Annotated in this window: 32 protein-coding genes; 21 read left to right on the plus strand and 11 right to left on the minus strand. The window is 63.7% G+C overall.

Annotated elements, in window-relative coordinates; translation table 11 throughout:
• Positions 1–813 carry a protein-disulfide reductase DsbD domain-containing protein gene (locus ACR0NY_RS16440; protein ID WP_170369834.1) on the minus strand — a complete coding sequence of 271 codons (813 nt, stop codon included), beginning with the start codon at positions 811–813 and terminating at the stop codon, positions 1–3.
• A 143-nt stretch (positions 814–956) separates the two neighbouring features.
• Between ACR0NY_RS16440 and ACR0NY_RS16445 the strand changes: the two genes are divergently transcribed.
• The gene (locus ACR0NY_RS16445; RefSeq protein WP_093963536.1) at positions 957–1,511 is read left to right on the plus strand and encodes a YqgE/AlgH family protein; all 555 of its coding nucleotides are present in this window, start codon (positions 957–959) and stop codon (positions 1,509–1,511) included.
• Here the strand turns inward: ACR0NY_RS16445 and ACR0NY_RS16450 are convergent, their stop codons facing one another.
• Positions 1,512–2,462, minus strand: coding sequence for an L-threonylcarbamoyladenylate synthase (locus tag ACR0NY_RS16450; protein WP_170369833.1), 951 nt, complete (start codon positions 2,460–2,462; stop codon positions 1,512–1,514). It abuts the gene before it with no gap.
• 135 nt (positions 2,463–2,597) lie between these two features.
• Between ACR0NY_RS16450 and ACR0NY_RS16455 the strand changes: the two genes are divergently transcribed.
• The 7 genes from ACR0NY_RS16455 to ACR0NY_RS16485 all read left to right on the plus strand — a co-directional run bounded on the left by ACR0NY_RS16455 (position 2,598) and on the right by ACR0NY_RS16485 (position 9,129).
• Positions 2,598–4,301 (plus strand): acyl-CoA dehydrogenase, encoded by a 1,704-nt coding sequence (locus ACR0NY_RS16455; protein ID WP_170369831.1) that lies wholly within the window; start codon positions 2,598–2,600, stop codon positions 4,299–4,301.
• Positions 4,301–5,347, plus strand: a complete 1,047-nt coding sequence (locus ACR0NY_RS16460; RefSeq protein ID WP_170369829.1) for an MBL fold metallo-hydrolase — start codon at positions 4,301–4,303, stop codon at positions 5,345–5,347. Before ACR0NY_RS16455 ends, ACR0NY_RS16460 begins: the two co-directional genes overlap by 1 nt.
• 4 nt (positions 5,348–5,351) lie before the next feature.
• Entirely contained in the window at positions 5,352–5,804 is a 453-nt protein-coding gene (locus tag ACR0NY_RS16465; RefSeq protein WP_170369827.1) for a DUF6173 family protein, read from the plus strand.
• 64 nt (positions 5,805–5,868) lie between these two features.
• Entirely contained in the window at positions 5,869–7,707 is a 1,839-nt protein-coding gene (locus tag ACR0NY_RS16470; protein ID WP_170369825.1) for a glycerophosphodiester phosphodiesterase family protein, read from the plus strand.
• Positions 7,694–8,254 carry a hypothetical protein gene (locus tag ACR0NY_RS16475; protein WP_170369823.1) on the plus strand — a complete coding sequence of 187 codons (561 nt, stop codon included), beginning with the start codon at positions 7,694–7,696 and terminating at the stop codon, positions 8,252–8,254. Before ACR0NY_RS16470 ends, ACR0NY_RS16475 begins: the two co-directional genes overlap by 14 nt.
• 91 nt (positions 8,255–8,345) lie before the next feature.
• Positions 8,346–8,480 (plus strand): aa3-type cytochrome c oxidase subunit IV, encoded by a 135-nt coding sequence (locus ACR0NY_RS16480; protein WP_170369821.1) that lies wholly within the window; start codon positions 8,346–8,348, stop codon positions 8,478–8,480.
• Positions 8,481–8,496: 16 nt separating this feature from the next.
• Complete coding sequence (locus ACR0NY_RS16485; RefSeq protein WP_170369820.1) at positions 8,497–9,129, plus strand: hypothetical protein; 633 nt, start codon at positions 8,497–8,499, stop codon at positions 9,127–9,129.
• Here ACR0NY_RS16485 and ACR0NY_RS16490 read toward each other — a convergent pair.
• Both ACR0NY_RS16490 and ACR0NY_RS16495 read right to left on the minus strand, forming a co-directional pair.
• Positions 9,118–9,450 carry an AzlD domain-containing protein gene (locus ACR0NY_RS16490; RefSeq protein WP_170342269.1) on the minus strand — a complete coding sequence of 111 codons (333 nt, stop codon included), beginning with the start codon at positions 9,448–9,450 and terminating at the stop codon, positions 9,118–9,120. The genes ACR0NY_RS16485 and ACR0NY_RS16490 overlap by 12 nt on opposite strands.
• Positions 9,447–10,163, minus strand: coding sequence for an AzlC family ABC transporter permease (locus ACR0NY_RS16495; protein WP_170369818.1), 717 nt, complete (start codon positions 10,161–10,163; stop codon positions 9,447–9,449). Before ACR0NY_RS16495 ends, ACR0NY_RS16490 begins: the two co-directional genes overlap by 4 nt.
• Between ACR0NY_RS16495 and ACR0NY_RS16500 the strand changes: the two genes are divergently transcribed.
• The 6 genes from ACR0NY_RS16500 to ACR0NY_RS16525 are packed head-to-tail and all read left to right on the plus strand — an operon-like array spanning position 10,162 to position 14,563.
• A complete protein-coding gene (locus ACR0NY_RS16500) occupies positions 10,162–11,100 on the plus strand; it encodes a formate dehydrogenase accessory sulfurtransferase FdhD (protein ID WP_254432979.1) in 939 nt (312 codons plus the stop codon). The two genes, ACR0NY_RS16495 and ACR0NY_RS16500, sit on opposite strands and share 2 nt — an antisense overlap.
• The gene (locus tag ACR0NY_RS16505) at positions 11,097–11,543 is read left to right on the plus strand and encodes a hypothetical protein (RefSeq protein ID WP_170369816.1); all 447 of its coding nucleotides are present in this window, start codon (positions 11,097–11,099) and stop codon (positions 11,541–11,543) included. The genes ACR0NY_RS16500 and ACR0NY_RS16505 overlap by 4 nt, the downstream gene beginning before the upstream one ends.
• A complete protein-coding gene (gene mobA / locus ACR0NY_RS16510; protein ID WP_170369814.1) occupies positions 11,540–12,184 on the plus strand; it encodes a molybdenum cofactor guanylyltransferase MobA in 645 nt (214 codons plus the stop codon). Before ACR0NY_RS16505 ends, mobA begins: the two co-directional genes overlap by 4 nt.
• On the plus strand, positions 12,181–12,690 hold the full coding sequence (mobB, locus tag ACR0NY_RS16515; protein WP_170342265.1) for a molybdopterin-guanine dinucleotide biosynthesis protein B: 510 nt from the start codon (positions 12,181–12,183) through the stop codon (positions 12,688–12,690). The genes mobA and mobB overlap by 4 nt, the downstream gene beginning before the upstream one ends.
• A gap of 20 nt (positions 12,691–12,710) precedes the next feature.
• The gene (locus tag ACR0NY_RS16520; protein WP_170369812.1) at positions 12,711–13,970 is read left to right on the plus strand and encodes a molybdopterin-binding protein; all 1,260 of its coding nucleotides are present in this window, start codon (positions 12,711–12,713) and stop codon (positions 13,968–13,970) included.
• Positions 13,967–14,563: a GNAT family N-acetyltransferase gene (locus ACR0NY_RS16525; RefSeq protein WP_367646367.1), complete on the plus strand. Its 597-nt coding sequence runs from the start codon at positions 13,967–13,969 to the stop codon at positions 14,561–14,563. The genes ACR0NY_RS16520 and ACR0NY_RS16525 overlap by 4 nt, the downstream gene beginning before the upstream one ends.
• Here ACR0NY_RS16525 and ACR0NY_RS16530 read toward each other — a convergent pair.
• From ACR0NY_RS16530 to ACR0NY_RS16540, 3 genes are all read right to left on the minus strand, one after another.
• A complete protein-coding gene (locus ACR0NY_RS16530; protein ID WP_170342263.1) occupies positions 14,560–15,552 on the minus strand; it encodes a hypothetical protein in 993 nt (330 codons plus the stop codon). The genes ACR0NY_RS16525 and ACR0NY_RS16530 overlap by 4 nt on opposite strands.
• Positions 15,553–15,564: 12 nt before the next feature.
• Entirely contained in the window at positions 15,565–16,035 is a 471-nt protein-coding gene (greA, locus tag ACR0NY_RS16535) for a transcription elongation factor GreA (protein WP_005978981.1), read from the minus strand.
• A 238-nt stretch (positions 16,036–16,273) separates the two neighbouring features.
• Positions 16,274–16,654, minus strand: a complete 381-nt coding sequence (locus ACR0NY_RS16540; RefSeq protein ID WP_170365441.1) for a VOC family protein — start codon at positions 16,652–16,654, stop codon at positions 16,274–16,276.
• An 89-nt stretch (positions 16,655–16,743) separates the two neighbouring features.
• On the opposite strand from ACR0NY_RS16540, the gene soxR reads away from it, so the two are divergent.
• From soxR to ACR0NY_RS16560, 4 genes are all read left to right on the plus strand, one after another.
• Positions 16,744–17,199 (plus strand): redox-sensitive transcriptional activator SoxR, encoded by a 456-nt coding sequence (gene soxR / locus ACR0NY_RS16545; protein WP_170369810.1) that lies wholly within the window; start codon positions 16,744–16,746, stop codon positions 17,197–17,199.
• Between the two features lie 136 nt (positions 17,200–17,335).
• Positions 17,336–18,982: an electron transfer flavoprotein-ubiquinone oxidoreductase gene (locus ACR0NY_RS16550; RefSeq protein ID WP_170369808.1), complete on the plus strand. Its 1,647-nt coding sequence runs from the start codon at positions 17,336–17,338 to the stop codon at positions 18,980–18,982.
• Between the two features lie 105 nt (positions 18,983–19,087).
• On the plus strand, positions 19,088–20,800 hold the full coding sequence (locus tag ACR0NY_RS16555; protein WP_170342258.1) for a tetratricopeptide repeat protein: 1,713 nt from the start codon (positions 19,088–19,090) through the stop codon (positions 20,798–20,800).
• Positions 20,790–21,611 carry a 4-(cytidine 5'-diphospho)-2-C-methyl-D-erythritol kinase gene (locus ACR0NY_RS16560; protein ID WP_170342256.1) on the plus strand — a complete coding sequence of 274 codons (822 nt, stop codon included), beginning with the start codon at positions 20,790–20,792 and terminating at the stop codon, positions 21,609–21,611. Before ACR0NY_RS16555 ends, ACR0NY_RS16560 begins: the two co-directional genes overlap by 11 nt.
• On the opposite strand, the gene ACR0NY_RS16565 is transcribed toward ACR0NY_RS16560, so the two are convergent.
• Positions 21,604–22,602, minus strand: coding sequence for a polyprenyl synthetase family protein (locus ACR0NY_RS16565; RefSeq protein ID WP_170342960.1), 999 nt, complete (start codon positions 22,600–22,602; stop codon positions 21,604–21,606). The two genes, ACR0NY_RS16560 and ACR0NY_RS16565, sit on opposite strands and share 8 nt — an antisense overlap.
• 56 nt (positions 22,603–22,658) lie before the next feature.
• On the opposite strand from ACR0NY_RS16565, the gene ACR0NY_RS16570 reads away from it, so the two are divergent.
• The 3 genes from ACR0NY_RS16570 to ACR0NY_RS16580 all read left to right on the plus strand — a co-directional run bounded on the left by ACR0NY_RS16570 (position 22,659) and on the right by ACR0NY_RS16580 (position 23,929).
• On the plus strand, positions 22,659–22,874 hold the full coding sequence (locus ACR0NY_RS16570) for a putative signal transducing protein (protein WP_093963516.1): 216 nt from the start codon (positions 22,659–22,661) through the stop codon (positions 22,872–22,874).
• Positions 22,871–23,644, plus strand: a complete 774-nt coding sequence (locus ACR0NY_RS16575; RefSeq protein ID WP_170369806.1) for a tRNA1(Val) (adenine(37)-N6)-methyltransferase — start codon at positions 22,871–22,873, stop codon at positions 23,642–23,644. The genes ACR0NY_RS16570 and ACR0NY_RS16575 overlap by 4 nt, the downstream gene beginning before the upstream one ends.
• A gap of 120 nt (positions 23,645–23,764) precedes the next feature.
• On the plus strand, positions 23,765–23,929 hold the full coding sequence (locus ACR0NY_RS16580; RefSeq protein ID WP_093963770.1) for a YdcH family protein: 165 nt from the start codon (positions 23,765–23,767) through the stop codon (positions 23,927–23,929).
• On the opposite strand, the gene yddG is transcribed toward ACR0NY_RS16580, so the two are convergent.
• The 3 genes from yddG to phbB all read right to left on the minus strand — a co-directional run bounded on the left by yddG (position 23,926) and on the right by phbB (position 26,757).
• Positions 23,926–24,792 (minus strand): aromatic amino acid exporter YddG, encoded by an 867-nt coding sequence (yddG, locus tag ACR0NY_RS16585; protein ID WP_170342250.1) that lies wholly within the window; start codon positions 24,790–24,792, stop codon positions 23,926–23,928. The genes ACR0NY_RS16580 and yddG overlap by 4 nt on opposite strands.
• Positions 24,789–25,736 (minus strand): transcriptional regulator GcvA, encoded by a 948-nt coding sequence (locus ACR0NY_RS16590; protein WP_170342248.1) that lies wholly within the window; start codon positions 25,734–25,736, stop codon positions 24,789–24,791. The genes yddG and ACR0NY_RS16590 overlap by 4 nt, the downstream gene beginning before the upstream one ends.
• 298 nt (positions 25,737–26,034) lie before the next feature.
• Positions 26,035–26,757 (minus strand): acetoacetyl-CoA reductase, encoded by a 723-nt coding sequence (phbB, locus tag ACR0NY_RS16595; protein ID WP_093963512.1) that lies wholly within the window; start codon positions 26,755–26,757, stop codon positions 26,035–26,037.
• Between the last annotated feature and the right edge of the window lie 51 nt (positions 26,758–26,808).

Raw genomic sequence — 26,808 nt, forward strand, 5'->3', positions numbered from 1 at the left:
TCAGCCCGCGCTGCAGCCCAGAATGTCGACCGCGTGTTTGGTCCCCAGAACCGTGATCCGCACGGCGGACCGGTCCAGCGCAAAGGGCTGACCGTCGGGACTGATCACCTCGGACGTGGCGGTCAGCCGGTTGCCTTGCCGCTTGGTTTCAGTCTGCGACGCCCACAGGGCCGGGTTCCCCGGTTCGATCACCGCAAGTTCGGCACCACCGGCCGAGGGCATGTCGATCTGTACCTGAATCTGCAAACCGTCCGCGGTCGGGCTCAGGCGACAGGCCGCGCCGGTAACGCCAGCCTCGCGTGCAGAGAAGGGCCGTTGCGCAAGCGCAGCCGCGATCGCCGGATTTCTTGCTGCGCCGGCGTCCAGTTCGTGGTCAAATTTCAGCGATGCGGGAATGCAGACATCCTTGCACACTCCCAGATCGACCTCGCCGCGCAACCGTACCGGTTTGGATGCGTCCTTGGGGGTAATCCGAACCGGCAACACCAGCTGGGTTTCATAGCCGATGGACTTCAGGCCGTTCTGGTCAAAGACATGCGGCGTGGGCCAGGTGATCGCAACCGCGTCGACATTGCCGGACCGGCGCCAGTCGAATTCAGGCGGAATGCCAGCGTCACCGGGGGCCCGCCAATAGGTCTTCCATCCGGGTTCCAAATCCAGCCGGATCGCGGTGAGATAGGTTCCATCCTCGGATTGGCCGCCATCGATCACGTCCAGCCGGACGATCGAGTCGATCGATTGCCCCTGCGCAGGTGCGGACAGGGCCAGGCAAGCCGAAACAACGGTCAGAACGGGTTTGAACAGCGATCTCATGATCCATACATGCGACTTGCGGGCAGGTTTGCCAAGTCACGTTCTGGTCACCGGCAGAAATCGCGGGATTTCCGGCGTGATCCCTTGCCAATCCGGGTTCCGCAAGGTCATTGTAAGGGAATAAGCCTCACGAGTTTTTTTTGATGGATCTGACTGGAAAACTGTTGATTGCGATGCCCGGCATGGGCGATCCGCGCTTTGATCATTCAGTGGTGTACCTGTGTAGCCACGGCGATGACGGCGCGATGGGTCTGATCGTGAACAAACCGTCGGATTTGCGAATCAAGACGCTGCTTGAACAGTTGAACATCGCGTGCCGCATCCCGGTTGTCGGAGAACGCCTCGTGCATTTTGGTGGGCCGGTCGAATTGTCCCGGGGGTTTGTGCTGCACAGCGCGGACTACGATGCAAATCTGCATTCGCTGCACGTGGCCGGCGATTTCAGCATGACGGCGACGCTGGACGTGCTCGAAGATATCGCCTCTGGCAAGGGGCCGCTGAACTCGATGCTGATGCTGGGCTATTCGGGATGGGGGCCGGGACAGCTGGAAGACGAGATCGCGGCCAATGGCTGGTTGACGACCGATGCCACATCGAAACTGGTCTTTGACGTTGCCGACGACGAAAAGTGGGAGGCCGCCTTGGCCACGCTGGGTGTCGATCCGCTGACGCTGTCGGCCAGCGCCGGTCGGGCCTGATCAGGAATTGCGTGGCGCCGCGGCCCGGCGCAGGCGGTCGTTGATGGCCGCCCCCACGCCCTCGGAAGGGATCGGGCTGACGGCAATTGGCCGCCCCGTACCGTCCAGTTCGTGCAGATACGCAAACAGGTTTGCCGCCGCCTCGATCAGGTCGCCCCTGGCGGATAGGTTGCGGTCGCAATCGACACTGCCAAATCCCAGCAGCAACTCGTCCCCGCGCCGCTCGGTGGCGTTCAGCCGGACCGGTGCGTCCGGCGCGTAGTGCGACAGCAACTGCCCCGGAGCGGTCAGCAGATCTCCGGGCTTGTGGCGGGTCAGGCGCGTGCCCAGAACCGTTTCGATCTGTTCCAGTGCCACACCGCCGGGCCGCAGCAAAGCGGGGGTGCCGGCCAAGCCCACGATGGTCGATTCCAACCCGACAGAACAGGGTCCGTCATCCAGTACGGCGGCGATCCGACCGTCCAGACCGGCGCGCACATGCGCCGCAGCGGTTGGGCTGATCCGACCGGAGGGGTTTGCCGATGGGGCAGCGACGGGACCGTCAACTGCGCTCAGCAATGCGCGCGCGGTTGGGTGGGCGGGCACCCGCACGGCCAGCGTCTCCAGCCCCGCCGTCACCAGTGAGGACACGCCATGTCCCGCGCGCAGCGGCAGCACCAGCGTCAGCGGACCGGGCCAGAACGCAGCTGCCAGCTGTTCGGCATTGTCCGACCACTCGACATAGCGTTTGGCGGCCTCGACCGAGGCGACATGCGCGATAAGCGGGTTGAAACTGGGTCGTCCCTTGGCGGCGTAGATCGCTGCAACCGCCTCGCCGTTGCGGGCGTCGCCGCCCAGCCCGTAAACGGTCTCGGTCGGGAAGGCGACCAGCAGTCCCTGACGCAGCAGGTCGGCCGCGGCTGCAATCCCGGCGGGATCAGCATCCAGATATTGCGTGCTGTTGGGGATCATGGGTGGTGACGCGGCGTTTTGGTTGCTTGCAACAGGGGGACGGATAGGTAATCGAACAAGCTTAGATGAATACCGGCGCGGGCCATGGATTCCAAGCCCGCCATTGCGACCGACACACGATTTCCGGGGGAAACCATGCCATATCGCGCTCCTGTCACTGATTACGAGTTCCTCATGGACAAGGTGGTGGGGTTCAAGGACGTCGCCGCAACCGAGAAATTCGCCGAGGCTTCCCCGGACGTGGTCAGCGCCATTCTGTCCGAGGCCGGCAAGATGTGCGAAGAGGTGATGGCCCCCCTGCAGCGCCCCGGCGATCTGCACCCCGCGCGGCTGGAGAACGGGATTTTGTGGACCTCTCCCGGCTATGCCGATGGCTGGAAGGCGATCGCCGAGGGCGGCTGGATCGGCATGAGCGGCGACCCGGAATATGGAGGCATGGGCCTGCCTATGACCGTGACCACCGCCGTGAACGAGATGATGAGCGCCGCCTGCCTGTCGCTGCAGCTGGCTCCGTTGATGAGCCAGGGTCAGATCGAGGCGCTGGAACACCACGCCAGCGAAGAGCTCAAGGCGCTGTACCTGCCCAAGCTGATGTCGGGCGAATGGTCGGGCACGATGAACCTGACCGAACCGCAGGCCGGGTCTGACGTTGGCGCGCTGACGTCCAAGGCCGAACCCAACGGCGACGGTACCTATTCGGTGACCGGGCAGAAGATCTACATCTCGTGGGGCGACAATGACTTCTGCGAGAATGTCTGCCACCTGGTTCTGGCCCGACTGCCCGATGGCGCGCCGGGGACCAAGGGGATCTCGTTGTTTCTGGTACCCAAGTACATCCCCGATGAAAACGGCAATCCGGGCGTGGCGAATGACCTGAAGGTGGTGTCGCTGGAACACAAGATGGGCCTGCATGGTTCGCCCACCTGCGTGATGCAGTATGACGGCGCCAAGGGCTGGCTGGTTGGCCAGGAACACAAAGGCATGGCCGCCATGTTCACCATGATGAACAACGCGCGCCTCGGTGTCGGCGGGCAGGGCGTGGGCGCGGCCGAGGGCGCCTATCAGCACGCGCTGGCCTATGCTCTGGAACGCAAGCAGGGCAAGACGCCCTCGGGCACGATCATCGATCATGCGGATGTGCGCCGGATGCTGATGGACATGCGGGCCGACCTGTTCGCCGCCCGTGCGATCATGCTGGCCAACGCCGCCGCCATCGACATGGCCAAGGCCACCGGCAACGCCGACTGGGCCGCGCGGGCGGCCCTGCTGACCCCGATCTGCAAGGCCTTCGGCACCCAGACCGGCATGCGCGTGTCCGAGACCGGCCTGCAGGTGCATGGCGGCATGGGATATATCGAGGAAACCGGCGCCGCGCAGTATTACCGCGATGTCCGCGTGACCGCGATCTACGAGGGGACCAACGGCATTCAGGCCATGGACCTTGTCGGCCGCAAGATGATGGACGGGGGCGAAGCCGCCGCCCGCCTGCTGGACGAGATCGAAGATCACGCCGAGCGCGCCCGCGCCACCGTGCCCGAGCTGGCCGGCCCGGTATGGGAGGCGACCGAATCCCTGCGCGAGGCGACCGAGTGGCTGGTGGCGCAAGAGGACATGAACAACCGCTTCGCCGGGGCCGTGGCCTATCTGAACGCCTTTGCCCGCGTGCTGGGCGCGCATTACCACCTGATCGCCGCTTTAGCCGATCCGGATGGTCCGCGCGCCAAGCTGGCGCGGTACTACATCACCGCGCGCCTGCCGGAATACGCGGGCCTGCTGGATCAGGCACAGATCGGGGCCAAAGACCTGTTCGCGCTCAGCGCCGACGAACTGGCCGCGTGATGGACGGCGCGCGGCCTCCGGCGTTTCGCCATCCCTGGCCCGAGCCGCCCGCGCCCGGACAGGCCACCGAGATCGCCGAGGGCGTGCTGTGGATGCGCCTGCCGCTGCCGATGGCGCTGGACCACGTCAACGTCTATGCGCTGGATGACGGAGATGGCTGGACGGTGATCGACACCGGAATTTCATCGAAAAAGACGCGCGGCCTGTGGTCCGACCTGATGGCCGGGCCGCTTGCGGGCAAACCGGTGACTCGAGTGGTGGTTACGCATCACCACCCCGATCACGTCGGCAATGGCGGTTGGTTCCAGTCGGAGCACGGCGCCGATCTGGTCTCGAGCCGCACCGCATGGCTGTTTGCGCGAATGCTGACGCTGGACGTGCAGGAGAGCTGGCCGGAAGAGACGCTGGAGTTCTACCGCAGCGCCGGCATGGCCCCCGAGATCCTGGCCAAGCGCATGTCCGAGCGGCCCTTCAATTTTGCCGACACGGTCTATCCGATGCCTCTGGGCTTTGTCCGCATCAAGCAGGGCGACGTGATCCGCATGGGCGGGCGGGACTGGGACGTGCATATGGGCAATGGCCATGCCCCCGAACACGCCACGTTCTGGAGCCGCGACGACAACCTGGTGATCTCGGGCGACCAGATCCTCAGCTCGATCAGCCCGAACCTGGGCGTCTATGCCACCGAGCCGATGGCCGACCCGGTGTCCGACTGGCTGGAGGCCTGCGAGCGCCTGCAAGCGTTGGCGCGGCCTGATCAGGTGGTGCTGCCGGGGCACAAGCTGCCCTTCGTCGGTCTGCCGATCCGCATGAAACAACTGATCGAGAACCATCACAGCGCTCTTGCACGCCTGCTGGACGATCTGGATGCGCCCAAGGCGGCGTCGGATTGTTTCGTGACCCTGTTTAAACGTCCCATCCGCGACGGCGAATACGGTCTTGCGCTGGTCGAGGCGGTTGCGCATCTGAACCATCTTTATCACACTGGAGCCGTGACCCGTGCGCGCCGAGAGGACGGCGCGTGGGTGTATCAGCGCAAAGGTTGAGACGATGCAGGACAAGATCGAAACTTCGGCCGAAGTTGCCGAGGCCGCAGCTCTGCCCCGGTGCTATGAGGTGCATTGCGACCCGGACAGCACGTCGGGCACCAAGGATCTGCCCGAACCCCTGCGCCAGCCGGTCGACAGCAAAAGCCCCGCCCAATGGGCGTATGAGCGGCTGATCCTGTACATCCAGAACTTTGAACAGACCCTCGATGCCGATCACGAGGTCGCCATGGGCTTTACCGGCGGTGACGCCGGGGTGATGCGGATCGAGGGGATGGGATATTTCGACCCCGACGTGATCACTTTCTACGGCTCGGACGGTTCGGGCGCGCGCACCCAGCTGGTGCAGCATGTCAGCCAGCTGAACGTCATGCTGCGCGCCCTGCCCAAAACGGTCGAGGACAAGCCCGCCAACCGCATCGGCTTCCGCCTCGCGGCTAAGCTTGAGGAAAGCTGAGCGTCACGCTTGCAATTCACATCTGCGCGGCCTTGAATGAATTCAACATTCAAAGGGAGCCGGCGTGTCACATTTCTCAACCGTAGCAGATGCCTATCGCGGGGCTTGGGCCCGGCGCCGAACCTTTGTTCCCATCTATCTGGCGGTACGGCTGCTGCTGATCGCGCTGATCGCCCCCGGCGTGGCCTTCACCGTGAACCTGGCGGTGATGCTGTCCGACCAAACAGCGCTGACCGATCAGGACATCGCGATGTTCATCCTGTCGCCGGTTGGCTTCGTGGCGGCGGTGGTCATTCTGGGCCTGTTCCTGTTGGCCGAGGTGTTCGTCTTTTCGGTCATGGCCGGATCGCTCAGGATGGGCGAGAGCGACCCGTGGAGGGCCGGCGGGTCGGCGCTGCGGTTGATCCTATCGCGCATGCCGACGCTGTTTTCCTTCGCGGTGCGCTTCATTTTGCGGGTTCTTGTCCTGGCGGTGCCTTTCGTGGCGGTCGCGGGCCTGATCGCGTGGTGGACGCTGACCGAATACGACATCAACTACTATCTGACCTTCCATCCGCCCGCGTTCCAGGTGGCCGTCGCGCTGATCGGGTTCGTGGTGCTGGCCTTGGCCTGGGTGCTGATCCGCCGCCTGTCGGCCTGGGCTCTGGCCCTGCATCTGGTGCTGTTCGAGGAGATTGCGCCCTCGGACGCCTTTTCCGAAAGCGCCCGGCGAATGGAAGGCAAACGCGGCCGGTTGAAGATCGACCTGGCGCTGTGGCTGGTCGTACGTCTGGCGATTGCTGCGCTGATTGCTGCCGTGGCCAGCCTGTTGTTCCACCTTGTACCTCTCGAACAGGGCACGAACCTGCGGGTTGCCCTGACGCTCAGCCTGCTGGTGGCCGGGCTGTGGTCTCTGGCCGGATTGGTGCTGGCGGCGGTGGCGTTGGGCGCGCTGGCGGTTCTGCTGGATGCATTTTTTGAGCCCCGGGCGGCAGAGCTTCCTCACCCCGAGGCCGGAAACCTGCGCGCCCCGGTTCTGGTGACCGTCGCCGCGGCCGTTGTGGCCCTGTTGGCCGGGATCTGGTTCAGCCAGGACGTGCTGGACCAGATTTCGGCACCCGATCATGCTGACGTAATCGGCCACCGGGGCGCTGCGGCGCTGCGGCCGGAAAACACGATGGCTGCGGTGTTGAAAGCCATTGAGGACGGTGCCGACTGGGTCGAGATCGACGTTCAGGAAAGCGCCGACGGCGAGGTGATCGTGGCCCATGACAGCGACTTCATGAAGCTGGGCGGGGTCAATATGAAGGTCTGGGATGCCACGATGGAGGATGTGGCGCAGATCGACATCGGCAGCTGGTTCGACCCCGAATATGCCGATCAGCGCACCCCGACCCTGCGCGAGGTTCTGGAGGCTGCGAAGGGCAAATCCAAGGTCATCATCGAACTGAAATACTATGGCCATGACGTGGATCTGGAAAACCGCGTGGCCGCCATCGTCGAGGAGTTTGGGATGGAGCAGGACATCGCCACGATGTCGCTCAAATACCCCGCGGTGCAGAAGATGAAAGCGTTGCGCCCGGACTGGCGCGCCGGCGTTCTGGCTGCCACGGCGGTGGGCGATCTGACCGGGCTGGAGGGCGATTTCGTCGCGGTGAATGCCGGGATGGTCACGCCCGGGTTGATCCGCTCGGTCCATGACGCGGGCAAGGATATCTATGTCTGGACGGTGAATGACCCGCTGCAGATGTCGTCGATGGCCTCGATGGGTGTCGACGGTCTGATCACCGACCGCCCCGCAATGGCGCGTGAAGTGCTACGTGTCCGCGCCGAGATGGAGCCGGGCGAGCGGCTGCTGCTGTGGTTGGCCACGACCTTCGGCCTGTCGGTCGATACCGAGGCGATGCGCGATGCAAGCCCCTAGCTTCGGTCTTTTGCTTGCCTGCCTTGCCGGGTCGGCTTCGGCGCAGGATCTGATGCGCGGCGTCGAGATGCCCGCGCATCGGGCTTTGATCGCGCAATCGGTTGGGCAACCATTGAGCGCGTTTGAAACCGATGGCTGCTCGGGCGGCATGTCGTCCAGCTGGCGGCTGGTGGCAGAGACCTTTCCCAGATTTCGCGCGGTTTACGAAAGCCATCCGCCGTGGGAGTCCTGCTGCGTGACTCATGATCGCGCGTATCACACCGCCGGGGGCGCCACGTCCGCCGACGCCAGTTTCGACGCCCGGCTGGAGGCTGACCGCGCCTTGCGCGCCTGCGTCAAGGAATTCGGAGCCGTGCATGCGCAGGACTATGCAACGCAATACGACATGACGCCCGAGCAGGTGACGTCGGCCATGTCGATCACCGCCGAGGCGATGTTCATGGCCGTCCGATTCGGAGGTGGTCCCTGCACCGGCCTGCCGTGGCGGTGGGGCTTCGGGTATCCCGGCTGCTCGGTTTTTGCCACCGATGAGGCTGCGGCCGACTGAACTCGGGCACCTGCGCGCGATTGACGTCGTGACAGGCCGGAAAATATGATTTATCCAAATCGGCAAACACGCGAATTGGGAATCTTTCGAAATGGCTGAACACAAGCACGGCGAGATGGACATCACCGTCCAGACCGAAACCTTCAACGGGTTCATCAAATTCACCACCTACAGCGTCGTGGTGATCTGCTTCATTGCCCTGTTTCTTGCGATCTTTGGGGCATAAGCCGGACTGACGGGTCATGTTTCGCATCTTGATTGCCTGCCTGCTGGCAGTAACCGTCGCAGGCTGTGCCACGTCGCAGCGCCCTCAGACCGACCAGTCCGAGATCGTTGCGCGATCCTACCGTGACCCGGGCCCCTCAACGCTGACCCTGTATACGATGATCAACACGCGTACCGGGTCTGGCGCGCATACCTCGCTGATGATCAGCGCCAGCGAGCGGATAATTTTCGACCCCGCCGGGTCGTTCCGCGCCGACGTGGTGCCGATCAAGGATGACGTGCTGTATGGCATCACCCCCGCGGTCGAGCGTGCCTATCGCAGCTCGCACGCACGCGAAACGCATTATGCGCGCATCCAGACCATCCAGGTGACCCCCCAGCAGGCCGAGATCGCCTATCAACTGGCCAAGCAGTCCGGACCGGTTCCGGGCGCCTACTGCGCCCACTCGACTGCTCGGCTGCTGCAGCAGGTTCCCGGGTTCGAGCAGATCCAGGCCACCTTCTACCCGGTCAAGTTGTCCGATCAGTTCGGGCAGATTCCGGGGGTCGTCACGGCCGAATATCGTGAAAACGACAGCGCCGATCTGCAGGCCGGTCTGGCGGCCAACAACGCCGCGCTTAACCAGCTGGAAGCGGCTTCAACCAACTAGGTACAGCAGACCATACAGCGTGCCGGCCCCGGCAAAGATGGCGGCCAGCACGTTCTTGGTGATCAACCCGACGCTCAGGGCAACCACGGCCGAGGCCATGCGCGGCAGGTCCGGCTGGCCCTCGGTGGCCGTGGGCCACATGACCAGAGGGGCAATCAGGGCCGGCAGGATGGCCACCGCCGTATAGCGCAGATGCCGCAGCAACCATGGCGGCAACGGACGGTCTCCGACAAAGCCGATGAACACGAAGCGCAGGGCATAGCTGCCGATCGCCAGCCCGACGATGATCGTCCAGACCGTTGTCTGATCGGGGGTGGTCATGACGCTACCTTTCTGTGTTCCAGCATCACTTCGGCCTGCGCACCGGCCATCATGCCCGCGCAGCCCGCGATCAGCAGGCCAAGATTGTAGGGGATTGTCACGCATAGCAGCGACACGACGATGGCGACCAGAGCCGCGACCACATGGGCCGGAGTGCGCATCATCGGGCCGATCATGGCCAGAAAGGTGATTGGCAGCGCGAAGTCCAGTGCCCAGCTATCCGGGATCTGCGTTCCCAGGTAGGCCCCAATAAAGGTGGCCAGCACCCACATGGGCACCAGAGGCGAAACCGACCCCATGAAATAGGTCATACGCTGCGGAACCGACATGTCCGGTTCTTTTTCGAACTGGACGATCGAGCAGGCATAGGATTGGTCGACCGTAAGATAGGCGGCAAAGGCCCGTTGCCACAGGGGCGCCGCGCCCAGATAAGGCGTCAACGACGCCGAATACATGGCCATCCGCAGGTTCACTGCCAGTGCCGAAACCAGAATGATGGCCGTGGGTGTGCCGTCCTGCAGCAGTTGCAGCGATGCAAACTGCGCGGCCCCCGCAAAGACGGCTGCGGTGAACACCATGGTCTGCAGAATGCTCAGGCCCGCCTCGGTCGCGAAGACGCCGAACAGGGTGCCGAAGGGCACCGCCACGAAGATGAACGGGGTCCCGTCGCGAAAACCCCGCCAATAGTATGACTTGGATGTGGAGGTTGCCATGGCTAGATCCTATGGTGGTCTGTGCAGCAGTAGCGGGTCAGAGAGAGGGTTGCAATTGGCCACCGAAGTCGATCTGTCGGAATACATCATCGCCCCCGATCCCGGCGCGGCGCGGTTGACCCGCGCGGTCGAGGGGGTGGACCAGAACGGCGAGGTCAGCCGCATCTCGGTGGTCGAGGAGCGCCCGCTGACGATCTTCCTCAATTCGCAAGAGATCGTGACGGCCATGACCATCGGCGACTACCCCGAATATCTGGCTCTGGGCTTTTTGCGCAACCAGGGCATGTTGCGCCCCGATGACCAGATCACGCGTGTCGATTACGATGACGATCTGGAAACCGTGGTGGTGCGCACGGCGCGCGAGACCTCGTACGAGGACAAGCTGAAGAAAAAGACCCGCACCAGCGGCTGCGCGGTGGGCACGGTGTTCGGCGACATGATGGAGGGGCTGGAGGGCGTGCGCCTGCCACAGGTTCAGGTGCGCACCTCGTGGCTGTATGATCTGGCGGCCAAGATCAACCGCACGCCGTCGCTGTACCTGCAGGCCGGGGCGATCCACGGCACGGTTCTGTGCCATCAGAGCCGCCCGCTGGTCTATATGGAGGACGTGGGCCGCCACAACGCGGTGGACAAGATCGCCGGCTGGATGCTGTCCGAAGGCGAGACGGCCGGCGACAAGATCCTGTACACCACCGGGCGGCTGACCTCGGAAATGGTGATCAAGACGGCGATGATGGGCATCCCGGTTCTGGCCTCGCGGTCGGGCTTCACCGCGTGGGGCGTCGAAATCGCGCGCGAGGTCGGCCTGACCCTGATCGGCCGGATGCGCGGCCAACGTTTCGTCTGCCTGTCTGGCGAGGACCGGCTGCTGCGCGACGTGGACCCGGCCACCGTGCCGGTCGAGGACCGGAAGCACCGAAGGAAAAGTGCGGGATGATTGAAATGCTCGCAAGGCTTGAAGAGTTGCTGGTCCTCCCGGTTTTGTGCGTCGCAACCCTCTATTCCATAAAGTTCCAACATGCGGATGAGCTGGCGATGGATATGGCGCTGGCGACCTATCCCGACGACGTACTGGATCAGCTCGAATGGGGCGCTTTGGCCGATTTGATAGCAGCTTCGCGTACTCTGTGTAGCTCGTCGCGGCGGAAGTCCACGCGTCTGCGTGTCTTGTTTTGGGGACTTCCCGCGTTGAAAGGGCTGGATAGGCCGAGCCTGACCGCAGCGCGGCGATACCGGCTTAACACCGCGGGCATATTCCTCTCGGTATGTTTGATCGCTGGCACTTGGTCTTTCTGGTTGGTTGGTCTTCTGGCTTTGTTTGTTGTCGTCCTTTTTGTACGAACACCGAACTGGCCCAAGCCGAAAGGATTGACCACATGACCAAACCACTGGGCGTCATACTGGCCGGAGGTCTGGCCACGCGGATGGGCGGCGGCGACAAGGGGTTGCTGCACCTGGGCGGGCAAAGCCTGTTGGCGCATGTGATCGACCGGCTGGCGCCGCAGGTGGCCTGGCTGGCGCTGAACGCCAACGGCGATCCGGCGCGGTTTGCCGATCTTGGCCTGCCGGTCCTGCCGGACACTATTGCGGGTTACGCCGGGCCGTTGGCGGGCGTTCTGGCCGGGTTGGATTGGGCGGCGGGGCAGGGTGCTGATTGCATCGTCACCGCTGCTGCCGACACGCCGTTCTTCCCGCGCGATCTGGTCGATCGGCTGCTGCAGGCGGCGCAGGGGCAGGCTCATCCGCTGGTTCTGGCCACCACGCCGCGCACCGGTGAAGAGGCGCTGAAATCGGGCGGTGGCCGCCGGGTCAATCGGCACCCGACCTTTGGCCTGTGGCCCGTGGCGCTGCGCGACGATCTGCGCGCGGCCTTGACGGACGGGTTGCGCAAGGTGGTTCTGTGGACCGACCGCCATGGAGGGCGCGAGGCGCTGTTTCCGGCCGACCCATTCGATCCGTTCTTCAACGTCAACACGCCCGAAGATCTGATCCGGGCGCAGAAACTGTTGGAGCAGGCATGAAGGTCTACGGCGTTACCGGCTGGAAAAATACGGGCAAGACCGGGTTGGTCGAACGGCTGGTGGCCGAGATCACCTGGCGCGGGTTCAGTGTCTCGACCGTCAAACACGCCCACCACGCGGTTGACGTGGACCAACCGGGCACCGACAGCCACCGCCACCGAACCGCAGGGGCGTCCGAGGTTCTGCTGGCGTCCAGCCGCCGCATCGCCGTGATGCAAGAGCTGCGCGGCGCGCCCGAGCCGCCGTTGACCGACCTTCTGGCGCGTCTGTCCCCGGTCGATCTGGTGTTGGTCGAAGGGTACAAGCGCGCGCGCCACCCCAAGGTCGAGGCCTTTCGCGCCCAGCCCGGAAACCCGCTGATTGCCGTTGACGATCCGACGGTCCGCGCGGTGGCCAGCGACACGCCGCTGGATCTGGACCGTCCGGTTTTTGACTTGAACGACACGCCTTCCATTGCCGATTTCATCCTGGCCGAGGTCGGCTTGGGGCCGCGGCCCAGCCCCTGACCATGCCCGAGGACCGGACCATGCCGAATATTGCGCCTCCACCGCTGAAAAACGACTGTTTCGCATTGCCGCCGGGGGTCGAATGGACCCCGGTCGATGACGCGCTGGCCCTGTTGCGCGACCAATTGCACCCGGTGGCCGGCGTCGAGACCTTGCCCGTTGGTCAAGCCTGCGGGTGCGTTCTGGCGCAGGACGTGATCGCGCAACGGTCGAATCCGCCGCTGCCCAACACGGCGGTGGACGGGTACGGTTTTGCCGGTGGTCGGCCCGAGGGCCCGCATGTCCTGCCGCTGGCCGAGGGGCGCGCGGCGGCGGGTGTACCCTTTGCGGGGGCCGTGCCGGAGGGGCAGGCGCTGCGCGTTCTGACCGGCGCGCCGCTGCCCGAGGGCGTGGATACCGTCATTCTGGAAGAGGACGTGACCGTGCAAGACGGCCACATCGCCTTCAACGGGCCTTTGAAGGCCGGCGCCAATACGCGCAAGGCGGGCGAAGACGTGCAGGCCGGCGCCTTGGCTTTGCCTGCCGGGCGACGCCTGACACCCGCCGATCTGGCGCTGCTGTCGGCGGTGGGCGTGGCCGAGGTCCCGGTCCGCAGCCCCTTGCGTGTGGGGGTTCTGTCCACCGGCGATGAATTGCGTGATCCGGGTCAGGCCGCGGGGCCGGGTCAGATCTATGATGCAAACCGCCCGATGCTGCTGTCGATGCTGCAACGGATGGGCTTTGTGACGGTCGATCTGGGCCGCGTGGGCGACGACCGGGCCGTGCTGCGGGACCGGCTGGACCAGGCCGCGCAACAGACCGACGCGATCCTGACCAGCGGCGGCGCTTCGGCGGGGGACGAGGATCATGTCTCGGCCCTGCTTCGCGCGACGGGGGCCTTGCAGGAATGGCGCATAGCGCTGAAACCGGGCCGCCCGCTGGCGCTGGGCCTGTGGCAGGGCACGCCGGTGTTCGGCCTGCCGGGCAATCCGGTGGCGGCGATGGTCTGCACTCTGATCTTTGCCCGGCCCGCGCTGGGGTTGATGGCGGGCGAGGGGTGGCAGCAGCCACAGGGCTTTGACCTGCCCGCCGGGTTCGCCAAGCGCAAGAAATCGGGCCGCCGCGAATATCTGCGCGCCCGGGTCCGCGACAGCCGGGTCGAGGTGTTCCACTCGGAAGGGTCGGGTCGCATCAGCGGGCTCAGCTGGGCCGAAGGGCTGGTCGAACTGCCGGACGGTCCACTGGACATCCAGCCGGGAGACCCGGTTCGCTTCATACCCTATGGCAGTTTCGGCCTGTGACGGTTTCGGTCTCGCGCGGGTTTTCCCCCGATGAGCGCGCGCGGGCAGCAGAGCTGTTCTGGCAGGCGTTCTCGGGCAAACTATCGCGCGTCATGGGTCCGGACGCGCGCGGGCTGGCCTTTTTCGAACGGGTGCTGAACCCAGAATTCGCCCTGGTGGCTCGGGATGCGGATGGGCGGATGCTGGGGCTGGCCGGGTACAAGACCTGCGACGGTGGGCTGACGCAGGGCGGGCTGGCGGATCTGGCCCGGGTCTATGGCTGGTTCGGCGCCCTATGGCGGGGCCTGATCCTGAGCGTTCTGGAGCGCGACCTGAAGCCGGGCGTGTTCCAGATGGATGGCATATGCGTGGCAGCCGAGGCGCGCGGGCAGGGTGTCGGGACCCTATTGCTGCGGGCGATCAAGGAGGAAGCGCAGAGGCTGGGCATGCACGAGGTGCAACTGGACGTGATCAACACCAACCCGCGCGCGCGGACCCTGTACGAGCGCGAAGGGTTTCAGGCGATCGGGCAGGATTATACCGGCCCGTTCAAGCATCTGTTCGGATTCAGTTCGGCTACGAAAATGCGGTGGGTCGTGCCGGACGGTGGCTAGTCGAAGGTCCCGGCCACCCGGCCCAGCAGCATGAAGGCGCGCGCCGTGCGCGTGTCGCCCAAGGCGGTCAGGTCGGCGTCGCTGGCCACAGGTTCGAACTCGACGATCATGGTGTCGAAACGGCGCAGGAAGTGATGCACCGCATCGCGAAAGATCGGGTCTTGCTTCATCCGCGCCGAGGTCAGCGCCAGGCACGACCGGTCGCGGATGCCGCCCAAAGCAGCGACCGCACGCCCGCGTTCGCCCTTGGCGAACTGGCGCCAGACCTCGGGGCGGGCCATGTCCGGACGCAGGTCGTCCATGTAGATGCCTTCCTGGCTGAGCAGAGTCAGCACGTCCTCGGCGGCCTGCACCAGTTGCGCGGTCTTGCGGTCCTTCATCGCGCGGCGCAGGGCGTTGAAGCCTTCGGTATCCTCGGCGGTTTCGGGAAAGTTCAGCGCGCGGATGAAAATGTCGGTGGGCAGAGGAGTCGTGATCTCTTCGGCCGGAGTGCCCAGTTCCAATGAGGTCTGGCCCGAGGGTGCCGCAGGTCTTGCCAGCGGCGCAAGATCCCGCCGCTTGCTGGAGAACGTGGCCAGCGTGCTTTGGGCGTGCCGGGCGGCCGCGGCGATTTCATCCAGTTTCCGGGCCACCGCGGGTTCGTAGGTGCTGGCCGACCGCTGTTGCTGCGATACATAGGCCTGCCGGATCGCGTCGATCGCGGTCTGCAGCCGGGCGCTTTCTTCGCGCATGATGCGGCTGGCGCGCATGGCCAGCGCCGCGACCCAGATCATCGCGACCGGCATGAACACCGCCAGCAGCATCACGATGAAACTGCCGGCCTGCGTCTGCTCGGGCAGCACAAGAAAGGCTACGGCCACCACCAGCCAGATCAGGCTGAGGGCCGCGGCCGCAATCTCGATCCCGGTGACGCTGGGGCGGCCCGGACGGTCATAGATGCCCAGCCAGGTGGGGCGTTTGCTGTCCGGATCAGGGTCTTGGCCCGACATGGCGCGCTCCGATCAGGCGTAGTGGATGCTCAGCACTTCGTACGAGCGCACGCCGCCGGGGGTGCGCACCTCGACGCTGTCGCCTTCTTCCTTGCCGATCAGGGCGCGGGCGATGGGCGATTTGATGTTCAGCAGGCCCTTTTCGATATTGGCCTCATGCTCGCCCACGATCTGCCAGGTCTTTTCCTCGTCGGTGTCCTCGTCCACCAAGGTGACCTTGGCGCCGAACTTGATCGCGCCGGACAGTTTGGTCGGGTCGATCACCTCGGCCAGCGACAGAACGCCTTCCAGTTCCTTGATGCGGCCTTCGATGAAGCCCTGCTTTTCGCGGGCCGAGTGGTATTCGGCGTTTTCCTTCAGGTCGCCCAGTTCGCGCGCCGAGGCGATGGCCTCGATGATGGCGGGGCGTTCAACGGACTTGAGTTGCTTGAGCTCTGCCTCGAGCGCGGCAAAGCCCGCAGGCGTCATGGGGATCTTTTCCATATCTTCTTTTTTCCACGCACAAATTGAGTCGCCCCGCCGCATGAGACCAGCGTCGGGGCGAAAGATGGGTCGGCAATTACCTGACCCAAATATGGCGTGAAATGCAAGAGGCCAAGGGGTTTGGCCCCTGCAATCCGCAACTTAACGCCGTCGGGGCGGTGGGGGTTTCCGATTGTGACGATGCCCCAGCAGATCACCGCGTTTCCAGCGATGCGCCTCGGCGCCGAACCAGAGCATCTCAATCATATTGAACGACCTCGAATTCGATGCCGTTGTCATCGTCGAAATAGAACCGGCGGCCGGGTTCATAGTCGGCGTGGTTGTGCGGCTCGAAGCCCGCGGCGCGAACCTTGGCTTCGGTCGCGTCGATGTCCTCGACCAGCACGCCCACATGGTTCAGCCCGCCGACGATGTCATAGCTGCTTTGGCCCGACGGTTTCGGGTCGGCCGGGGCATAAAGCGCCAGATAGGTATGCGCGCTGCCCACATGCACGGTATAGCCCCCCGCGATGGCCGGGCCTTCCCAGCGGGTTTTCCATCCGAATACGTCCTGCATCCAGGCGGCAGTTGCCTGCGGGTTGCGGACGGTGAAGTTCGTGTGTTCCAGCGTCGCCATCATGGGGTCTCCTTTTCATGTTCAGGCTTGTTTCGACTCACCGTAATTCCTAAACCTAACTTTAGCTCAAGAGATTTTTCCGGGAGGAGATCATGCCCGCATCCGAAGGCCTTTCCATCGGCGCGCTGGCGCGCCGCACGGGGTTGGCGGTGTCCGCCATCCGCTATTACGAGGCGCAGGGGCTGATTTCCCCCTGGCGCAATCCGGGCGGTCAGCGGCGGTATCAGCGCGCCGACATCCGTCGGTTGAGTTTCGTGATGATCGCCCAGCAGTTCGGTCTTACCCTGCCCGAAATCCGCGAGGTTCTGGCCGGGCTGCCCGACAACCGCACGCCCACGCCGGCGGATTGGAAAAAGATCAGCCAGGGCCTGCGCGCGCATCTGGACCAGCGAATCGGCACTCTGCTGCGCCTGCGCGACAATCTGGACGGCTGCATCGGCTGTGGCTGCCTGAGCCTGCCGAAATGCGCGCTCTACAACCCAGACGACCGGGCCAAGGCGCATGGTAGCGGTCCCAGGTACCTGATGGGTGACGCGCCCGAGGGCTGATCTGCCGCATTGCAGCAATGTTACGCCGTGTTTTGATTGACCAAGGTCTTTTCCAGCAGGTAATCAGCCGGGAAACAAAATTTCGCCGAGCCCGCGCCCCAGGCGCCAATTCGGATAGTTAGCGGAGGAGCCCACGATGGCCGAAATTGAACGCGAAGCGATGGAATACGACGTGGTGATCGTGGGCGCAGGCCCGGCGGGCCTGTCGGCGGCCATTCGTCTGAAACAGCTGGACGCCGACCTGAACGTGGTCGTGCTGGAGAAGGGCTCGGAAGTGGGCGCGCATATCCTGTCGGGCGCGGTGCTGGACCCGTGCGGCTTGGATGCGCTGATCCCCGACTGGAAGGAAAAGGGCGCGCCGCTGAACGTGCCCGTGCGCGAAGACAATTTCTATATGCTGGGCGAGGCCGGCAAGCTGCGCATCCCGAATTGGCCGATGCCGCCGCTGATGAACAACCACGGCAACTACATCGTCTCGATGGGCAATGTCTGCCGCTGGATGGCCGAACAGGCCGAGGAACTGGGCGTCGAGATCTTCCCCGGCATGTCCTGTTCCGAACTGGTCTATGGCGACAATGGCGAGGTCAAGGGCGTCGTGGCCGGTGTCTTCGGGCTGGAGCCCGACGGATCCTATGGCCCCAACACCGAGCCAGGGATGGAACTGCACGGCAAATACGTCTTCCTGTCGGAAGGCGTGCGCGGATCGCTGTCCAAGGAAGTGATCGCGAAATACGATCTGTCAGCCGGGAAAGAGCCGCAGAAATACGGCATCGGCATGAAAGAGATCTGGGAGGTCGATCCCGCCAAGCACAAGGAAGGCAGCGTCACCCACACGATGGGCTGGCCGCTGGGCGGCAATGCCGGGGGCGGGTCGTTCATCTATCACCTGGAGAACAACCAGGTCTATGTGGGCTTCGTGGTACACCTGAACTACAAGAACCCGCACCTGTTCCCTTACATGGAATTCCAGCGGTTCAAGCATCACCCGGTGGTGGCCGACCTGCTGAAAGGCGGCAAGCGCGTGGCCTATGGCGCCCGGGCGATCACCGAGGGCGGGTACCAGTCGATGCCAAAGCTGGTGGCACCGGGTGTCGCGCTGCTGGGCTGCTCGGCGGGCATGGTCAACGTGCCGCGCATCAAGGGCAACCACAACGCGATGCTGTCGGGCAAGGCAGCGGCCGAGGCCGCGTTCGAGGCCATCAAGGCCGACCGGTCGGGCGACGAACTGTCCGCCTATGAAGACGAGGTGCGCAACGGTGCGATCGGCCGCGACCTCAAGAAGGTTCGCAACGTCAAGCCGCTGTGGTCGAAATACGGCCTGACCGCTTCGCTGGTGCTGGGCGGTATGGACATGTGGACCAACACGCTGGGCTTCTCGCTGCTGGGGACGCTGGGCCATGGCAAGAACGACGCCGAGGCGACCGAGGATGCCAGCCAGCACACCCCTATCGACTATCCGAAGCCCGATGGCACGCTGTCTTTCGATCGTCTGACCAACGTGGCGTTCTCGTTCACCAACCATGAAGAAAGCCAGCCCTGTCACCTGAAGCTGACCGACCCCGAGATTCCGGTTAAGGTCAACCTGCCCAAGTTTGATGAACCGGCGCAGCGGTATTGCCCGGCGGGCGTGTACGAAGTGGTGAAGGACGAGGCCGAGCCTCGATTCGTGATCAACTTCCAGAACTGCGTCCACTGCAAGACCTGTGACATCAAGGATCCCAGCCAGAACATCACGTGGACCACGCCGCAGGGTGGGGACGGACCGAACTACCCCAACATGTAGGCAAAAACCCGGGCAATGGCGGGGCCGTGAACGCTCGGCCATTGCCTCTGGCGGGCCAAGGCCCTAGCTTATCCTGCAATCGTAGGCAGACAAGGCAGGTATTAGGTGGTTTCACTGGTTCGTCGCACGGCGCTGGCCGTGTTTCTTGCGACAGCAGCTGTCGTTCCGGTTCACGCGGATTCCGGCGCGGGATCCTATCTGGCTGGACGCCAAGCCATCTATGAAAGCGACTACAAGGCTGCCGAGGAGTACTACTCCAAGGCCCTGATTTTCGATCCGGGCAACACCAAGCTCAAGGAAAGCGTGCTACTTGCGCGCGTGGCTCTTGGCGATGTGGAACGCGCACTGCCCATCGCCGAGGACATGGAGGCAAACGAGCAACCCAACCAGGCCGCGCGCATGGTTGTTTCCGCCAAACTGGTATCTGACGGAAAGTTCGACGAATTGCTGGCCCGTGACCCGGAAAACCAGGGCGTTGGCCCGCTGGTCGATGGGTTGATGACGGCCTGGGCGCATCTGGGCAAGGGCGAAATGACCAAGGCGATGGCGCAGTTCGATGAGGTCGCCCAGCAGGACGGTCTGCGGGAATTCGCGCTGTATCACAAGGCGCTGGCGCTGGCGTCGGTTGGCGATTTCGAAGGGGCCGAGGCGATCTTTGCGGCCGACGACAGTATCGTTGCGCGATTCTCGCGACGTGCAGCGCTGGCGCGGGTCGAAGTGTTGTCGCAGCTCAACCGCAACGACGAAGCTCTGCAATTCCTTGAAAACGTGTTTGCGGCGGGCAGCGATCCGTCGATCGAGACCTACGTGGACACGCTCAGCGCCGGTGGCACCTTGCCTTTCACCCATGTCGGATCGGCCACCGAAGGCGTAGCCGAGGTCTTTTTCTCGGTCGGGGCGGCGTTGAACACCGAGGCCGCACATGACTATGTGCTGCTCTACGCGCGGATCGCGACTTACCTCCGGCCCGATCACATCGATGCGATCCTGCTGAGCGCGGAACTGCTTGAGCAGTTGAGCCAGTACGACCTGGCCGCCGAAGCCTATCGAAAGGTTCCCACGGATAGCAGCGATTTCCACGCAGCCGAGCTGGGGCGTGCCGAAATTCTGGCTCAGTCGGGGAAACCGGATGCGGCGATCGAAGTGCTGGAAAATCTGGCGGCCCGGCAGCCCAACCTGCCCAGTGTCCATGTCGCCTTGGCCGATCTGCAGCGGCGCCAGGAAAACTACGCCGCAGCTGTAACCTCGTATGACCGGGCCATCGAACTGACCGAAACCGGTTCAGGTGGCAACTGGTTCCTGCATTACGCCCGCGGCATCTGCCACGAACGTCTCAAGGCCTGGGACAGGGCCGAGGCAGATTTCAGGCGTGCCCTGGAGTTGAATCCGGATCAGCCGCAGGTTTTGAACTATCTCGGGTACTCGCTGGTCGAGCGGCAGGAAAAACTGGAAGAGGCGCTGGAAATGATCGAGCGCGCCGTCGCGATCCAGCCTGACAGCGGCTATATCGTCGACAGCTTGGGTTGGGTCCTGTTTCGCTTGGGCCGGTACGACGAGGCGGTCGAGCATATGGAGCGCGCCGTCGAACTGATGGCCGTGGACCCGGTGGTCAACGACCACTTGGGCGACGTCTACTGGGCCGTCGGGCGCACCCGTGAGGCCGATTTCCAATGGCGCCGCGCGTTGTCCTTCATCGATCCCGAAGACACCGATGGCGAGGCCGACCCCGATCGGATCCGTCGCAAACTCGAGGTCGGGCTGGACGCGGTACTGGCCGAGGAAGGCGCGGCCCCCCTGAAGGTCGCCAATGGCGACTGAGGCCTTTGCGCCCGCGAAGATCAACCTTTCCCTGCATGTGACCGGACGGCGGGCCGACGGATACCATCTGCTGGACTCGCTGGTCGCCTTTACCGATGTGGGAGACACGTTGGTTCTGTCACCCGGGCCCGAGATTCGCCTGACCGTGACCGGCCCCCATTCCGCCGGGGTGCCGACCGACGACCGCAACCTCGTCTGGCGGGCCGCTCGGGCGATGGGATGGAGCGGGCAAATCCAGTTGGACAAGGTTCTGCCGCATGGCGGGGGAATCGGCGGCGGCTCATCGGATGCGGCTGCGACTTTGCGGGCCATCGCCGGGCAAGACGCGGAGGTCCCGCTGGAAACGGCTTTGGCACTGGGCGCGGATGTTCCTGTTTGTGTACTGGGCAGAGCCGCACGGATGCGGGGCATTGGTGACCGTGTCGCCCCGGTTGCATTGCCCGCTTTGCCCGCATTGCTGGTCAATCCGGGTGTTCCGGTTCCGACGGGGCCGGTGTTCAATGCGCTGGCTTCGCGCGACAATCCGAGGATGCCGGATGAGATCCCGGCATTCGAAACGCCAGAGGCCTGCGCTGACTGGCTGGCCGGGCAACGGAATGATTTGCAGGAAGCGGCAATAGGCTTGGCGCCCCAGATTTCAGACGTGTTGCAGGCGCTGGGTGAAACGCGGGACGTTCTGCTGGTGCGCATGTCGGGGTCGGGTTCGACCTGCTTTGCGCTGTACCCGTCCATGAAGGCCGCACATTTTGCGGCCTACGAGATTGGTGTTTCCCAGCCGGACTGGTGGTGTCGCGCAAGCGTCCTCAGTTGAGGCGGGATACGACGTAATCGGCCAGATCACCGAGCAGGTCGCGCAACTCGTGATCGGGCAGCGCGGTCAGAGCGGTTTTGGCCTTTGCTGCCCATGCCAGAGCGTCTGTCCGGGTCTCCTCCAGGGTGCCGTATTTGCGCATGAGGTTCAGGGCCAGGTCCAGGTCTCCATCCTGTTGCCGGCCCTTCTCGATCGTGCGCTCCCAGAACGCACGCTCGTCGGGTGTGGCCTGGGCCACGGCCTTGATCACCGGGAGGGTCAGTTTGCGCTCGCGGAAGTCGTCGCCCACGTTCTTGCCGGTGGCCTTGCTGTCGCCCTGATAGTCCAGCAGGTCGTCGGCGATCTGGAAGGCGATGCCCAAGGCGTCGCCATAGCTGAACAGTGCCCGGACCTGTTCCTCGGACGCACCGGCGATCACACCGCCCACCTCAGTTGCCGCGGAGAACAGCGCGGCGGTCTTGCCGCGCACCACCTGCAGGTAGACGGCCTCATCCGTGCGCAGGTCGGTGGCTGCGGTCATCTGCAGCACCTCGCCTTCGGCGATGGTGGCCGAGGCATTGGCCAAGATGTCCAGAACCCGCAGAGACCCGGTTTCCACCATCAACTGGAAGCTGCGCGAAAACAGATAGTCGCCGACCAGCACGCTGGACTTGTTGTCCCACAGCAGGTTGGCAGTGGGTCGGCCGCGCCGCTGGGCGCTTTCGTCGACCACATCGTCGTGCAACAGCGTGGCGGTGTGGATGAATTCGACCGTGGCGGCCAAACGGATGTGATGATCGCCGCCATAGCCGAACAGCCGCGCGGCGGCCAGGGTCAGCATCGGGCGCAGGCGTTTGCCGCCGGCTTCGACCAGATGCGCGGTGACTTCGGGGATGCGGGGCGCGTGTTCCGAGGCCATGCGGGTGCGGATCAGAGTGTTTACCGCCTCCATTTCACCGGCCAAAATCTCGGCCAGTCGCTCATGCGGTTTCGAGATCGTGCTGATCGTCATCACACTCCTGATACAAGGCTCGACTTTCGTCCTGCCTTGCCCTTACATCCATCCCCATGAAAGAACTTCTGCGCAGCACCGATCCGACCATCATCGCCTTTGCATCCGCTCTTCTTGAGGGCGAGGATATAGACTGCTTTGAGATGGACGTAAATATGAGCGTCCTCGAGGGAGGTATCGGAATATTTCCGCGCCGCCTCATGGTTCGGACCGATGACCTCGAGCGGGCAGAGCGGGTGATGCGTGACAATGACATTCCGCTGGGAAGATGACCGGGTTTCCAGACAGCGCGCTGACTTGCAACGACTTTCTGGGTGGCCGCCTAAAGCTGTGGCAGCCGCGAGACGGTTATCGCGCCGGTGTCGATCCGGTGCTGCTTGCTGCCGCGGTTCCGGCCAAAGCCGGGCAGTCGGTGCTGGAGCTGGGCTGCGGGGCGGGCGCTGCGGTTCTTTGTCTCGCGACCCGCGTACCCGGTCTGCGCTCGACTGGGGTCGAGCTTCAGGCCGACTATGCCGCTCTGGCCGCAAGAAACGCGCAATGCAACGAGATCGATTTGTCCGTCCACGTGGCCGACCTGTCCAATATGCCGACTGATCTGCGTCAGCAGCACTTCGACCACGTGATCGCAAACCCGCCCTATTATCGGCCCGGTGCACATAGCGCGGCCGTCGATGCTGGTCGGCGAACGGCGCTGAGCGAGCAGACGCCGCTGTCCGACTGGTTTGATGCGGCGGCGCGCAGGCTGACACCGCGCGGGTACCTGCACATGATCCAGCGCGTGGAACGCTTGCCGGACATGCTGTCGGCCTGCGCGGGTCGGTTGGGCTCGGTAGAAGTTCTGCCCATAGCGCCGCGCATGGGGCGCGGGGCCGAGTTGCTGATCCTGCGGGCGCGCAAGGGCGGACGCGCGGATTTTCAGTTGCATGCGCAGCTGATTCTCCACAGCGGTGACCGCCATGAAAGGGACGGCGACAGCTATACCGACACGGTATCCGGCATCCTGCGCGAGGGCCGACCAATGCCCTGGCCGGACGCCCGATAGGCAATGACCAGCCGAAATTGTCGGATTTGAACAAGAATCCGAGCGTCTGCAGCGTGACAGGCTGGAAATGATGTGATCAACTTCCCATGTGATATTCAGAAACAGAGAAGGAGGATCGCCATGAGCGTAAGCGCACATCTGACGGAACTGAAGAAGAAGCACGAAACCCTCAGTCTCGAAGTGGAACAAGCCCAGCGCTCGCCCGGTATCGACGATCTCCACATTGCTCAACTCAAAAAGAAGAAGCTGAAGCTGAAGGAAGAGATTGAACGCCTGTCGGCTTAATGTCGCAGGCTGGCGCGTGCCGCGATTGCAGCGCCGCCGGTAACAAGTAATGCCGCGATCGCCAGCGTCCAGGACGGCGTGGCGATCCCGGCGACCACAAGCACCAGAGTTGACAGCAGGGGTGCCGCGTACGAGCTGGTGCCCAGCATCTGGATGTCACCGTGCTTGACCCCGATATCCCAGACATAGAACGCCAGCCCAACGGGCCCCAACCCCAGGGCAACGGTCGACATCCAGGCCAGTGCGTCGGGCGGCCAGACTGTCTGCTCAAGGCTGAAATGCAGGATCCACGAGGCGATGGCGGTCAGCACGCAGAACACTGCTACCGAGCTGGTCGGCGTTTGACCCAACCTGCGCGACAATACGGAATACCCGGACCACGTAAGGGCGCACAAAAGCGCCAGCGCATAGCCCGGCAGATGTTCGGCCTGAAACCCCGCGGTTCCGCCGCCAGTGATGATCAGCGCGGCCCCGGAGAAGCCCAGACATGCCCCGAGCAGATGCCCCAGACGTAGCGTTTCGCCGGGAAGCAACCCTGAAAAAAGAACGATCAGCAAAGGCCAGAGGTAGGCAATCAATCCGGCCTCGGCCGCAGGTGCCATGCGCAGGGCCGAAAAATACAGGGCGTGGTATCCGAACAAGCCAACCGTGCCGAAGGCGAATACCTTCCAACTGACCCGTTTCAGTTGCGCAAGCCCACCGCTGCGCCACGTCCAGATCAAGCCAAGGGTTCCGCCGATCGTAAAGCAGATGGCGTTCAGCAAAAGTGGCGGGGTCGGCGCCGAGCCAACCGTGAACAGCGCCAGCAGTGCCCACAAAAGGACGGCGACAAAACCGATGGCGGTGGCGCGGTTCTTTGTCATGCGGGGGGGATATCCTCGACGGGTATGATTTCCAGACCGTCGGATATGTGCGCGGTTTTTTCGATCTCTGCAAGGAACCAATCCCGGAAGGCGGCAATCTGAGGGCGCGTCTCTTCGCCCGAACGGCACAGGAACCGGAACCGGGCCTTGGTTTCGACGGCGGTTTTGAAGGGCATCACCAGTCGGCCTTCGATCACATCCTTGATGATCATCGGGCGCCGTCCCAACGCGACGCCGACACCCGCCACCGCGGCATCAATGGCGTGATCCGCGTTCGAGAAATGCGCGCCATGAGTCGGCGTGAAGTCCACCCCCACCGCACGAAACCAGGCGGGCCAGTCACAGGGCGGGTTCAGGAAGTTGATCGAGTCATCGTGGATCAGCGGCGCTTTGGTCAGATCCTGCGGCGTCGGAAACCGGGCCGCAAGCTCGGGCGTCATGACCGGTGTCAGCCACTCTTGCCGCACGGGAACTGAATACAGCCCGTCATCCTGCCCGTACCCGAAACGGATCGCGACATCCACGTCGTCGCGCTCGAAATCGAGATTGCGCAGCGTGGCTGAAAATCTCAGGTCGATCTCGGGATGGGCGCGGGCGAACTCGTACAGGCGGGGGGCCAGCCATTTGGCTGTCAGGGCCGGCCCAGCGGTCACCGTCAATGTCGTGTTGTCCTGCAGGCGGCGGGTGGCCGACCAAGCCGCCTGCAGCGCAGCAAACCCTTTTTCCGTGCCTGGGGCCAAGGTTCGTCCGGCCTCGGTCAACTCGACCGCACGGTTCAATCGGCGGAACAACGGCTGGCCCAAATGCTCTTCCAGAGACTTGATCTGAAACGACAGCGCGGCCGGTGTCACGTTCAACTCGTCCGCGGCCTTGGCGAAGGACATATGGCGGGCGGCGGCATCAAAGGCCCTGAGGGCGGTGAGTGGGGGAAGTCGGTCGCTCATCTTCACATAAGATTTTCTAAACTGAATGTGGAAAAACTCTCGTTTGTACCCATTGAAAACAACAGGCATGTTGAGTGCAAGTCAAGTTCACCTTTAGTAGAAGGGAAAAGCCATGATCGAGATGACGACCAATCCTGCCGCACAAAAGGCAATTCTGCGCGCTCATCAAGAGCGCGGCAAGGCGATCCGGAGTTTCTGGAAGTGGGTTCTGGGTTCCCGCTGAACGCTGCGCGCGCGTTCTTACGGGATCAAAGAAGGGCCGACCCGTTGGGTCGGCCCGTTTTCATTTAAGCCGCGATCAGACGAAAAACTGCGCGCCGTTGGCCGAAATCGTCGACCCGTTGATGAACTGCGAATCTTCCGAGGCCAGGAATGCGACGCAGCGGGCAATTTCCTCGGGTTCGCCCAAACGGCCTGCAGGGATCTGACCGATGATGGCTTCACGCACCTTTTCCGGAACGGCCATGACCATCTCGGTCGCGATGTATCCGGGGCAGATGGCGTTTGCGGTGATGCCGGCGCGCGCGCCTTCCTGCGCCAGGGATTTGACGATGCCCAGATCACCGGCTTTGGTAGCGGCATAGTTCACCTGAGCGAACTGGCCCTTTTGCCCGTTGATCGAGCTGATCACGATCACCCGACCGAACTTGCGCTCGCGCATGCCGGGCCAGACGGGGTGTACGGTGTTGAACACCCCGGTCAGGTTGGTGTCGATCACCTGGTGCCATTGTTCCGGTGTCATCTTGTGGAACGGCGCGTCGCGGGTGATGCCTGCATTGGCGACAACGATGTCGATCGGGCCGAGCTCGGCTTCGACCTTTTCGATGCCCGCCTTGGACTCGTCATAGTCGGCCACGTTCCATTTGTAGGTCGCAATGCCGGTTTCCTCGGTGAACTTGGCCGCGGCTTCGTCATTCCCCGCATACGAGGCGGCTACATTGTATCCTTCAGCCTTGAGCGCTTTGGAAATTGCTGCGCCGATGCCGCGGGTGCCGCCGGTTACGAGTGCTGTACGTGCCATTTAGGACTCCTCCAAATTTAATCGTGTTGGTAATTCTGTTACTCTGAGAGA

It is taken from the genome of Ruegeria sp. BJ5, from assembly GCF_056537865.1.